This is a genomic window from Tenacibaculum geojense (assembly GCF_042676005.1).
GTDB lineage: Bacteria > Bacteroidota > Bacteroidia > Flavobacteriales > Flavobacteriaceae > Polaribacter > Polaribacter geojense.
The window spans coordinates 170811-182599 of record NZ_JBHTJR010000014.1; the positions used below are offsets into that span (position 1 = coordinate 170811).

Genomic DNA, 11789 nt, shown 5'->3' on the forward strand with positions numbered 1-11789 from the left:
AACAAATGAAAAGATTTAATAAAATATATTACACGTTAACAGCTATTATATTGCTGTTAGCTTGTACCGATGACGTTAGAGAGCTTTCTTTTCTTGATAGTATCGAAGCTCCAACAAATGTAGCAGCAAGTTATAATATTACCCAAGATAATTCAGGTGTAGTAACAATTACACCTACTGCTGAAGGCGCTACTGAATTCGAAATTTATTTTGGAGATGATACTCCAGAAAGTGTTATGGTAGCTAACGGAGAAAGTGTATCACATACCTATGCAGAGGGTTCTTATGAGGTTAAAATAATTGCTTTTAATATAAAAGGAGACACCTCAGAAGCTACACAACCATTAGTAGTATCTTTTAGAGCTCCTGAAAATCTTGTAATTACAGTAGAAAACGATGCTGCCATATCAAAACAAGTGAATGTAACAGCAACAGCTGATTTTGCAACTATGTATGAGTTTTATTCTGGTGAAGATGGTGTTGCTCAACCAGTTGCTACAGCTAATATTGGAGAACAATTATCTTACAACTATACGAATCCAGGAGTTTATGATATTAAAGTAATTGCTAAAGGTGCAGCAATAGCAACTACTGAAGTAACTCAAAGTTTTGAAGTAACAGAAATTTTACAACCAATACAATCTGCTCCAATTCCTCCTGCAAGAGGAGATACAGATGTTATTTCTATCTATACAGATGCTAGTTATACCAATGTAGCTGGTACTGATACATTCCCTGATTGGGGACAAGGAAGTCAAGGAAGTAGTTGGACTTCGTTTAACTTAAATGGTGATAATATGCTTCAATATATCAACTTGAGTTATCAAGGAATTCAATTTGGAAGTCCGCAAGATGTTTCTACTATGCAATTCCTTCACCTAGATGTTTGGACAACTGATGTAGCTAGTTTAGAAACTTCTCTCATTAGTGTTTCTAGTGGAGAACAACCTGTATCATCTAGTTTAACCGCTGGAGAATGGACAAGTATTGATATTCCTATCAGTGCATTTACAGATCAAGGATTATCAGTAACAGATATTCATCAACTTAAATTTGTTGGTGATCCTTGGGGTGCTGGTTCTGTATTTATTGACAATATTTATTTTTGGAAAGAACCTGCTCCTGCCTCAGGTATTGAAGGTACATGGGTAATAGCTTCTGAACCTGGAGCATTAAAAGTAGGACCACAACCTTATGATGGGTCTTGGTGGTCTAATGATGCACAAACAGTTATTGATAGAGCATGTTATTTTGATGATCAATATGTATTTGCTACAAATGGTAGTTTTCAAAATATATTAGGTAATAATACATGGTTAGAGGGATGGCAAGGAACCAGTGACCAATGTGGCACACCAGTAGCTCCTCATAATGGTTCTAATCCAGCTACCTATATTTATGATGCGGGTGCTAATACCATAACATTAAACGGACAAGGTGCTTATTTAGGCTTGCCCAAAGCTAATAACCAAGGAGAGTTACCTAACGTACCAGTGCCTAATAGCATTACATACGGAGTTCAACTATCCAATAATAATAACACCATGGAACTTGTAATAGAAACAGGAACAGGGTCTGGAGTATTCTGGACGTTCAAATTGGTTAGATATCAATCACCTGTTGAAGGTACATGGAGAATGGCTAATGAGCCAGGAGCACTTAAAGTTGGGCCGCAACCAAATGATGGGTCTTGGTGGTCTAATGATGAACAAGTGCTTATTGATAGAGCCTGTTATTTTGATGATGAGTATGTTTTTGGAAGTAATGGAAGTTTTCAAAATATAATGGGAACTGATACTTGGTTAGAAGGATGGCAAGGAGTAAATAGTGATCAATGTGGAGCACCAGTAGCACCTCATGATGGAAATGGAGCTGCTACTTATATTTATGATGAAGGAGCTAGTACTTTAACTGTAAACGGATCAGGATCCTATTTAGGCTTACCAAAAGCTAATAATCAAGGAGAATTACCTAGCGTAGCTGTTCCAAATAGTATTACTTATAATGTGTTATCGTTAACAGCCAATGAAATGATTTTAGTTATTGAAACAGGAACTGGATCTGGTGTATTTTGGACATTTAAATTGGTAAAATAAAATTCTAAATGATGAAAAAAATTAACAATATATACTTACAATCAATCTTATTTGTACTTGCTTTATTTACAGCTTGTCAAGATACAAATTATGAGTTTGGTGAAATTAATACACCTTTTAATATAACTGTAAATACATCTATTATAGGTCAAGATACAGATAACCCTTACGGAGATGGAAGTGGAGAGGTGCAATTTACAGTGAACGCAAGTAATGCAATTTCTTATAAATTAATTGCTGACGGAATAGAGTATCCCTCTGTAAATGGTGATTTTACCATATACTTTAGTACCGAAGGCGTAAATACATATAATATTACTGTAATTGCTTATGGTGCCGCTGGTGTTAGTTCAACTATAGTTACCAGTGTTGAAGTTTTAGCTAATTATGCTCCTCCTGCTGAATTATTAGAAAAATTACATGGAACAAATAGTAAAACATGGCGAATTAAATCTGAAAAAGCTGGTCATTTCGGTTTAGGGCCGGTTGGTGGTCAAATTCCTACAGAATGGTACAGTGCAGGTCCAGAAGAAAAAGCTGGAGTTGGTATGTATGATGATCGAATGATTTTTTATAGTGATGGTACTTTTGAATACCAAACAGGAGGAACCATTTTTGGTAGAGATGGTTTAATTAATGAATTAGGTCCCATAACTGGTAATGTAAATGGTGCAGATGTTGAAAACTTTCAATATGAAGATTATACTGAAAATTGGTTTATTAATGCACCAGGAGGTATAGAAACTTTAAACTTAACAAACTTAGGGTTTATAGGTTATTATGTAGGAGGAAGTCACTCTTATCAAATATTTGATAGAATTGTAGCCAATGAATTATTATTAAAAATTACTGATGGTAATAATGAATTTGATTGGTGGTTTATCATAACTTCAGAAGCTGAAGAAGGTCCATCCTACACGTATAATAATCTAGTTTGGGAAGATACTTTTTCTGTAGATGGTACACCAGATAGTAGTAAATGGACCTATGATTTAGGCACAGGAAGCAATGGTTGGGGCAATGGTGAATCTCAATATTACACAGATAGAGCAGATAATGTAAAAGTCGAAAATGGAAATTTAATTATAACTGCTAAACGCGAAGACTATCAAGGTAGTCAGTATACCTCTGCTCGTTTAAAAACACAAGGATTGTATAATTTCCAATACGGACGTGTAGAAATTAGAGCTCAATTACCTCAAAGCGCAGGTACATGGCCTGCGCTATGGATGCTAGGTGCTAATTTTCCAACAGTAGGCTGGCCATATTGTGGAGAAATTGACATTATGGAACAACGTGGTGATGATAAAAATTCAGTTCTTGCAACAACACATTGGTATGATGATACCAATATGCAAAATGCAAGTTATAATCTAACTACAAGTATTAGTAACAGTGGCGATTTTCATCTGTATACCATAGAATGGACAGAAAACTACATCAATATTTATTTAGACGATGTACTGTATTATGAATTCGCAAATAATAACAACCTACCATTTAACCAAGATTTCTTTTTAATCTTCAATGTAGCAATGGGAGGAACACTTGGCGGTACTATAGACTCAGGATTTACAGAAGATTCCATGGTGATAGACTATGTCAAAGTTTATCAATAATAGTTTGAATTATAAATATCAATCTGCCTTGTAACAAAGGCAGGTTGTTAACATTATTTTATATGAAAAAATTAACAATTTTACTGTTAGTTGCTATCTTCTATGGATGTAAAACACCTTCATCACAAAAATCTGTTGATGAAATAGATAAAAAAGTAGATTCTTTATTATCTATAATGACACTTCAAGAAAAAATAGGACAAATGAATCAGTATAACGGATTTTGGAACGTAACTGGTCCGGCTCCTAATGAAGGAGATGCTGCAAAAAAATATGAGCACTTAAAAAACGGTTGGGTTGGTTCTATGCTTAACGTACGTGGTGTTAAAGAAGTTAAAGAAGTTCAGAAAATAGCTGTAGAACAGTCAAGATTAGGAATCCCTTTAATCATTGGTTTTGATGTTATTCATGGATACGAAACACAAAGTCCTATTCCGCTTGCAGAAGCTGCTAGTTGGGATCTAAATGCTATAAAAAAATCAGCAAAAATGGCTGCAAAAGAGGCTGCTGCAGCTGGTATTAATTGGACGTTTGCACCAATGGTAGATATTTCTAGAGATGCACGTTGGGGAAGAGTAATGGAAGGTGCAGGTGAAGATCCATATTTAGGTAGTGTAATTGCAAAGGCTAGAGTAGAAGGTTTTCAAGGAGAAGATTTATCAAACCCCTTAACCATTGCTGCTTGTGCTAAACATTTTGCTGGGTATGGTTTTGCAGAAGCTGGTAAAGATTACAATACCGTAGATGTTGGAACTTCCACCTTACAAAATATTATATTTCCACCATTTAAAGCTGCAATTGAGTCTGATGTTAAAACATTTATGAATGCTTTTAATGAATTAAACGGAATTCCAGCCACTGGAAATACCTATTTACAACGAAAAGTATTAAAATCTGAATGGAATTTCAACGGATTTGTTGTTTCAGATTGGGGATCTATTATGGAAATGACGTATCATGGGTATGCAGCAAATATCCAAAATGCTGCAGAAATAGCCGTAAATGCTGGTTCTGATATGGATATGGAATCTTATGCCTATGTAAATCATTTGTATGACTTGGTTCAAGAAGGAAAGGTTTTAGAAACGGATATTAATGATGCTGTAAAACGTATTTTAAGAGTGAAATTTGAATTAGGCCTTTTTGATAATCCTTATTTATATTGCGATGAAACCAGAGAGAAAGAAATTCTTGGAAGTAAAGAAATTCAAGATGCAGCCTTAGATATGGCTAAAAAATCTATTGTTTTACTGAAAAATGAAGGAAATATGTTGCCATTAGCTAAAAATGGCCAAAAAATAGCCTTAATTGGTGCTTTAGCAGCAGACAAAAATAGTCCGTTGGGTAGCTGGAGAATAGCTGCAAAAGATAATTCAGCAGTATCTGTTTTAGAAGGAATGCAGCAATACAAAGGTAACTCATTAACCTATACCAAAGGCGCTGATGTGTATAATGGTGATACTAACTTTATTTTTGAAGTTAATATCAACACTTCAGACACAAGTGGTTTTTCAGAAGCAGCTACCGCTGCAAAAAATGCAGATGTTGTGTTAATGGTATTGGGTGAAGTTGGATATCAAAGCGGTGAGGGGAGAAGTAGAACTTCTTTAGATTTACCTGGTGTTCAACAGAAATTATTAGAAACGGTTTATCAAGCAAATAAAAATGTTGTTTTGGTTTTAAATAACGGAAGACCACTCGCTATAAATTGGGCACAAGAAAATATTCCAGCAATAGTAGAAGCATGGCAATTAGGATCTCAAACAGGTAATGCAGTTGCTCAGGTATTATATGGAGACTATAATCCATCTGGAAAACTACCTATGACGTTTCCTAAACATGTAGGACAAGTACCTTTGTATTATAATTATAAAAATACAGGAAGACCAGGACCAAAAAAAGAAGTATTTTGGGCACATTATCAAGATATTGACAATGAACCACTATATCCATTTGGATATGGATTAAGCTATACCACTTTTTCCTATAGTAATCTGAAAATAAATAGTGTAGCAAACAATAAGGTATCTGTAAGTGTTTCAGTTACAAACACAGGTAAAGTAGCTGGAAAAGAAGTCGTACAATTGTATTTACAAGATGTTGTAGCTTCGGTAACAAGACCAGTAAAAGAATTAAAAGCTTTTGAAATGGTTAGCTTAAAGCCAAATGAAACTAAAACAATTACTTTTACATTAACAGATAAAGCTTTAGGTTTTTATGATAATAACGGTGTTTTTAAAGTAGAATCAGGCTTATTTAAAGTATTTGTAGGTGGCGACTCTAAAAATACAATGAATACTGAATTTAGTTTACCATGAGAAAAATAATCTATACACTATGTGTAATTGGAATGTTAAGTTGTTCTTCGAAAAAATCAAATATCATTTTTGAAGAACACTTTTCATCAACAAAACTAAATACTACTAACTGGAATTATGACATAGGAGACGGTTGTCCTCAAATATGTGGTTGGGGTAATAATGAATTACAGTTTTACAAACAACAAAACGTTCGTGTTAGTAACGGTAATTTAGTTATTACCGCACAAAAAGACAGTATTTATACTTCTGGAAAAATTCATACCAAAGATAAAATAACATTTACATACGGAACAATAGAAGTAAGAGCTAAATTACCAAAAGGGAAGGGGTTGTGGCCTGCTATTTGGCTTTTAGGTAACAATATCAACCAAGTTGGTTGGCCAGCTTGTGGTGAAATTGATATGATGGAATATGTAGGTAAAGAACCAGGAGTTCTATTTACTTCAATGCATACACCAAGCAGCCATGGAAATACTATCAATACAAAAAAAACAGCTATTAAAAATTTAGAAGAAGATTTTCATGTTTATAAATGTATTTGGACAGAAAATGAAATAGCTTTTTATATTGATGATCAACATTTATACACCTATAATCCAGCAGTAAAGAATGATAAAACATGGCCATATAATAAACCTTTCTATTTAATTCTTAACTTAGCCATTGGAGGCAATTTTGGTGGACCAGAGGTAGATAACACTATTTTTCCTACCGAATTTGTGATTGATTATATAAAAGTATATAAAAACTAAGTATATGGTTACCCTAAAAGATCTTGCTAAAGAGCTTCAAGTATCAATTTCTACCGTTTCAAAAGCATTGAGTGACAGTCATGAAATTAGTAAAGAAACTAAAGAAAAGATATTAAAACTAGCTAAAGAAAAAAATTATACGCCCAACAATAGTGCAATTAATTTACGTAGAAAAAAAACAAATACTTTAGGGGTAATTATACCAAATATTTTTAATCATTTCTACACAAAGATTTTATACGGTATAGAATCTGAAGCTAAAAAACATGGATATCAGACCATTGTTTCTATTTCTAATGAAAAAATACATGGCGAAAAAGAGGGAATTAAATTCTTTTCTAACGGTTGTGTAGATGGAGTTTTAATGGCTCCCTCAGAAGAAACAGAAATGCTAGGAGAGATGCAGCATATTAGAGATATTCAGAAAAAAAACATACCAGTTGTATTTTTTGATAGGTATTTTGAAGAGTTGAACGCAGATAAAGTTATTATAGATGATTTAGTTGCCGCTAAAAATGCTATAAATTACCTTAAAAATCAAGGAAAAAAGAACATTTTGGTAGTTAGTATGCTCGAAAATTTATGGATTGGAAAACAACGTAAACTAGGTGTAAAACAAACGGATGAGCCTCATATTTTAATTGAAGAAACTGACGAAAAAGAGCTTGAAAATCAACTACACAAAATATTACTAACTAAAACAGTAGATGCTATTTTTGCTCTAGATGAATTATCTGGAGTTATTTCATTGAATTTAGCACGAAAATTATCATTTTCCATACCTGATGATATTTCTATTATTAGTTTTAGTCAGGGTATTTTATCTGAATATTCGTATCCTAAGTTATCGACTATTAACCAACATCCTCAAAATATTGGTATAGCCGCTGTAAAACTATTATTAAGACGTTTCAAAAAGTATGATAGTGAAGTTACCACACAAACAATTAACAGTACATTAGAAATTTATGAAACATAAATTTATTATTATATTTTAATACTAGAGTATAGTTTTAAATATTCTATTTAACATAATATTAATTATAGTACAAAAAATATAACAGTAAAATGAATACTGTGTATTTAAAGAAACATTAAGTTAATTAGTTACTATAAATCTATATTATGTATAATATCCAATAATGTTCAGAATTTTTAAAGAATCTTTAGCATTTGGATCTTTAAAGATTTTATTTTTTTAGATTTTATGAAAATTTAATATTATGTAAAATAGAAATTAAACCATTAGTACTTTTAAAGATTTCATTACTAATAATACAATCTAAAATCAAGAAGTGTGCATAATTTATAGTGCTTTTGGTAGAGTTTTTCTACAACATCAAACATATTATCATCTTGATTAAAGAGATTAAAAAACACTTTATCTAAGTTTGCACTAGAAATACCGTTAAATTCGTTACCGTAACCAGAAATAGCTTTGGCTCCTGTAATATCTAAAAAATATTGTGCTTCTTCTTCATCTAAATCAAGCACTTTAGCATTAGAGAAATGTAAAATTTTATCTTTTAAACTTCCTTCAAATATCTCGGCAACTTCCTGTAAACTATAGTAATAATTGTTTAAACATATACTGTTGGCTTCTCCAGTTATTACCAAATAAATAATTTCATAGTTTTTAAAGTAATGGTCATCTAACACCAAAGTATTTAAACTAGTTTCTAATCCTTCAATAGTATCACAAGTTTTGTAAATACTTGCAATACCATACTGCATGGTTAGCTCTTCTAGCTTTAATTGCGTTTCTGTGGTTTTAGATATTTCAACATCTGAAACTCCTTCTAAACAAAATATAAAATAATCTGTTTCTGTAAATTGACTTTGGGGTAACTGTGTGGTACGATCTAACAAATTGAAATATTTAGTAAATACATGTGCAAAAATAAACTATTAGCTTACATCTTTTACATTTATATAGCTTCTCTCCTATTTAAATTTATACTAAATTATAATACATAAAAAACAAAAAGAGCCATAAATATGACTCTTTTAGGTAATAAAAATTTGTTAGTTTTTATAATTTAATTTGCTTTCCAGTAGCTAATACTCTGTAAAAATTGTTTGTATCAATTAACAATCCTTCTGATTTGTAATTGGGCCACGCATCTACATAATCTTTTGGATGCGGTACATCTATGGCATATACTTTTCCGTTATATAGTTTTTTAACTTTACTTTGTAAAGTATGTCCTACCACAATAGCGTTTGCGTTAAATTTTGATATGCTGTTAGCTATTGCATCATCTTGTAAATCATCTTTAAAATAACCTCTATACCAGCATACTCCTGTTTTGTTAGAGAGTACAAACTGTGTTACATCTTTTTGCGGCTTAGGAAAATAAGGTTTATAATAATTAGCTCTACTAATTGCGTTAATTTGTGATAATGAAACATCATAAGTGGTTATGTCTGGATGAAGCCCACCATGAGTAAATAAAACACCATTTATATTTTCAATAGAATTTTTACTTGATAACCACTTTCCTAACACCGATTTTTTGCTGTATAATGTTTGTTGTTGCTCTTCAAGTATAGAAGCTATGGCATAATATTTCTTTTTACTAGATTTAAATTGACCTTGCATGTTATACAATTCATGATTTCCTATTATAAAGTGTACAAATCCGCCATATTTTTTAGCTTCTTGCTCAAGTTTATAAATAAACCATAATACTTGAGTGGTAGAGTGTCCACGATCTACAAAATCACCCAATAAAACCAAATGATTTTTTCCAAATGTCCAAGATAATTGGTTATTGATAACCTTATTTTTAATTAAAAAATCACGAAAAGTTTTATAACCACTTTCAATATCTGAAATAGCTAAAATCTTATTTTCATCATTATAAATAGATGCCGGAATAGCTGGATTAGGAGTAATTTTAAAGCTGAAACTTGAACTATCTAGAGAAAAATAACATGAAAGCGTTGGGTTTGTGTAGATGTTTTTTGAGTATTTATCTACATCAAATCCATCTAATTTGTTACCTTTTAAATAGTTTACCTCTAAAATACTATCATTTTTATAAAACACATACGGTCCTTCTTTATTCAACTCATAAGTAAGCGGACTTTGTCCGTAATTAAAAGTTCCGTTTAAATATATTAATAGTAAACTTCCTGCAAACAATAAAAAAACTAGGGTTAATAAAATGTGTTTAAAATAGCGAATAATTCTTTTTTTCATTAGATATAATTTTGAATTTCAACAAACTTCACAGAAATAAAGCTGTTAAAAAACTAATTAGGATAAACGCTGTAAATAGTATTTCATAAATCATAAAACAGTAATACAAACGTATTTTATACCATTTTTAACAATGTTTGTAACGCTAAATTTGATGTTGATACCTCTTATTTGATTACATAAAAGTATTTTAAGTATTTTGCTGCTATGATACATTTTTTAAGAAAGTATAAAAACCTTTTAATTGTTGTTACTGGCGTTACAATACTAATTCCGTTACTTTTTATAACATATAAGGTTTTAAGTACCCATAAAAGTTCTGTTACCGTTACGCTAGACTTACATCCTATTATTGGATATACACTTTTAACTTATTATATTTTTATTATTTGTTGTTTAGTAACTTTATTTGTTTATTGGATTATTAAAAACATAAAGTTTATAATCAATTTAAAAAATGAAAAAGCTAAAACCGAACTAATCCACCTACAATCTCAAGTAAATCCTCACTTCTTTTTCAATATTTTAAACAATCTTTATGGTTTAATAGATAAAGATACCAACAAAGCAAAAGAACTTATCCTAAAACTATCTACCCTGATGCGGTATAGTATTTATGAAGGGCAAAAATCATCTGTTACACTTAAACAGGAAGTAAACTTTATACAGAATTACTTAGAATTACATAAAATGAGGTATCATAAAAACGTTACAACTAGCTTTAATATTGATATTGAAAATGAAGAATTAAAAATAATGCCTCTAATGTATATTATTTTAGTAGAAAACGCTTTTAAACACGGTGTAGAGGTTTTAAGAGATAATCCTTTTGTACATATTTCGTTAGCTTCAAAACAAGATAGGGTAACTTTTACAATTGAAAATAATTTTGATGTTGATGAAATTACAAACACAGGAATAGGGTTAAAAAATTTAAAACAACGGTTACAATTAGTATATCCTAAAAAACATCAACTTTTGCATGCAAAAAAAGGAAACGTATATTCTGCAAAATTAATACTTCAACTATGATCAAATATATAATTGTTGATGATGAACACATAGCGCATGATATTATTAAAGGCTATTGTGATAACCTCCCAAATTTAGTATTGGTTAAAAGTTGTTATGATGCCATTGAAGCTATTGAATATATACAAAACAATAGTGTAGATTTAATTTTTCTTGACTTAAATATGCCTAAGCTTAAAGGTTTTGAGTTTTTAAGAACTGTACAAAACCCACCAAATGTTATAGTCACTACTGCATATCAAGAGTATGCTTTAGAGGGCTACGAACTTAATATTTTAGATTACTTATTAAAGCCTTTTAGCTTTGAGCGCTTTTTAAAGGCTATAAATAAAGTTAATACTAATAAAAATACATTAGATACTGTACAGACATTAGAAGAGGAAAGTTTGTTTTTAAAAACCAATAAAAAACATATTCAAGTTAAAATTGAAACAATTTTATTTATTGAAGCTGAAAGAAATTATGTAAAAGTAGTAAGTACTAATAATGAAATTCAAGTAAGAGGAAAAATTTCTGACATTAATAATTTACTTCCAGAAAATAATTTTATTCAAATTCATAAATCATTTATCGTTGCCAAAAAGCATATACAAGAAATTGAAGGAAACCGAGTAGTAATTCAAGGTTATACGCTACCGATTGGAAATGTTTACAAACATAATTTTAAACAGTTTTTGAAGTAGATTGAAAAAAATTAACTTTATTTAACTTTAAGTTATTAATAAAATTGGCTATTATTTTTAAATCAAAAGAAGTGGCTTTTT

Annotated in this window: 9 protein-coding genes; 7 read left to right on the forward strand and 2 right to left on the reverse strand. The window is 30.9% G+C overall.

Features of this window, described 5'->3' with window-relative positions:
* The first annotated feature begins 5 nt into the window (after positions 1 to 5).
* The 5 genes from ACFQ1U_RS01485 to ACFQ1U_RS01505 all read left to right on the forward strand — a co-directional run bounded on the left by ACFQ1U_RS01485 (position 6) and on the right by ACFQ1U_RS01505 (position 7767).
* The gene (locus ACFQ1U_RS01485; protein WP_386104570.1) at positions 6 to 2096 is read left to right on the forward strand and encodes a hypothetical protein; all 2091 of its coding nucleotides are present in this window, start codon (positions 6 to 8) and stop codon (positions 2094 to 2096) included.
* A gap of 8 nt (positions 2097 to 2104) precedes the next feature.
* Positions 2105 to 3715 (forward strand): glycoside hydrolase family 16 protein, encoded by a 1611-nt coding sequence (locus ACFQ1U_RS01490; RefSeq protein WP_386104572.1) that lies wholly within the window; start codon positions 2105 to 2107, stop codon positions 3713 to 3715.
* 62 nt (positions 3716 to 3777) lie between these two features.
* Entirely contained in the window at positions 3778 to 6033 is a 2256-nt protein-coding gene (gene bglX / locus ACFQ1U_RS01495; protein WP_386104574.1) for a beta-glucosidase BglX, read from the forward strand.
* Positions 6030 to 6788 carry a glycoside hydrolase family 16 protein gene (locus tag ACFQ1U_RS01500; RefSeq protein WP_386104576.1) on the forward strand — a complete coding sequence of 253 codons (759 nt, stop codon included), beginning with the start codon at positions 6030 to 6032 and terminating at the stop codon, positions 6786 to 6788. The genes bglX and ACFQ1U_RS01500 overlap by 4 nt, the downstream gene beginning before the upstream one ends.
* 4 nt (positions 6789 to 6792) lie before the next feature.
* Positions 6793 to 7767: a LacI family DNA-binding transcriptional regulator gene (locus tag ACFQ1U_RS01505; RefSeq protein ID WP_386104577.1), complete on the forward strand. Its 975-nt coding sequence runs from the start codon at positions 6793 to 6795 to the stop codon at positions 7765 to 7767.
* Between the two features lie 290 nt (positions 7768 to 8057).
* Here ACFQ1U_RS01505 and ACFQ1U_RS01510 read toward each other — a convergent pair whose 3' ends face one another.
* Together ACFQ1U_RS01510 and ACFQ1U_RS01515 are read right to left on the reverse strand one after the other, a co-directional pair.
* On the reverse strand, positions 8058 to 8657 hold the full coding sequence (locus ACFQ1U_RS01510; protein ID WP_386104579.1) for a DUF6642 family protein: 600 nt from the start codon (positions 8655 to 8657) through the stop codon (positions 8058 to 8060).
* 163 nt (positions 8658 to 8820) lie between these two features.
* On the reverse strand, positions 8821 to 9993 hold the full coding sequence (locus tag ACFQ1U_RS01515) for a metallophosphoesterase (RefSeq protein WP_386104581.1): 1173 nt from the start codon (positions 9991 to 9993) through the stop codon (positions 8821 to 8823).
* A gap of 207 nt (positions 9994 to 10200) precedes the next feature.
* Here ACFQ1U_RS01515 and ACFQ1U_RS01520 point away from each other — a divergent pair, with 207 nt between their 5' ends.
* On the forward strand, positions 10201 to 11025 hold the full coding sequence (locus tag ACFQ1U_RS01520; protein ID WP_386104583.1) for a sensor histidine kinase: 825 nt from the start codon (positions 10201 to 10203) through the stop codon (positions 11023 to 11025).
* The gene (locus tag ACFQ1U_RS01525; RefSeq protein WP_386104585.1) at positions 11022 to 11708 is read left to right on the forward strand and encodes a LytR/AlgR family response regulator transcription factor; all 687 of its coding nucleotides are present in this window, start codon (positions 11022 to 11024) and stop codon (positions 11706 to 11708) included. Before ACFQ1U_RS01520 ends, ACFQ1U_RS01525 begins: the two co-directional genes overlap by 4 nt.
* The last annotated feature ends 81 nt before the right edge of the window (positions 11709 to 11789 follow it).

Excerpts from the sequence above, each read along its gene's own strand:
- ACFQ1U_RS01485 (WP_386104570.1), top strand. The coding sequence starts at position 6 with ATGAAAAGATTTAATAAAATATATTACACGTTAACAGCTATTATATTG.
- ACFQ1U_RS01490 (WP_386104572.1), top strand. The coding sequence starts at position 2,105 with ATGATGAAAAAAATTAACAATATATACTTACAATCAATCTTATTTGTA.
- bglX (WP_386104574.1), top strand. The coding sequence starts at position 3,778 with ATGAAAAAATTAACAATTTTACTGTTAGTTGCTATCTTCTATGGATGT.
- ACFQ1U_RS01500 (WP_386104576.1), top strand. The coding sequence starts at position 6,030 with ATGAGAAAAATAATCTATACACTATGTGTAATTGGAATGTTAAGTTGT.
- ACFQ1U_RS01505 (WP_386104577.1), top strand. The coding sequence starts at position 6,793 with ATGGTTACCCTAAAAGATCTTGCTAAAGAGCTTCAAGTATCAATTTCT.
- ACFQ1U_RS01515 (WP_386104581.1), bottom strand. The coding sequence starts at position 9,993 with ATGAAAAAAAGAATTATTCGCTATTTTAAACACATTTTATTAACCCTA.
- ACFQ1U_RS01520 (WP_386104583.1), top strand. The coding sequence starts at position 10,201 with ATGATACATTTTTTAAGAAAGTATAAAAACCTTTTAATTGTTGTTACT.
- ACFQ1U_RS01525 (WP_386104585.1), top strand. The coding sequence starts at position 11,022 with ATGATCAAATATATAATTGTTGATGATGAACACATAGCGCATGATATT.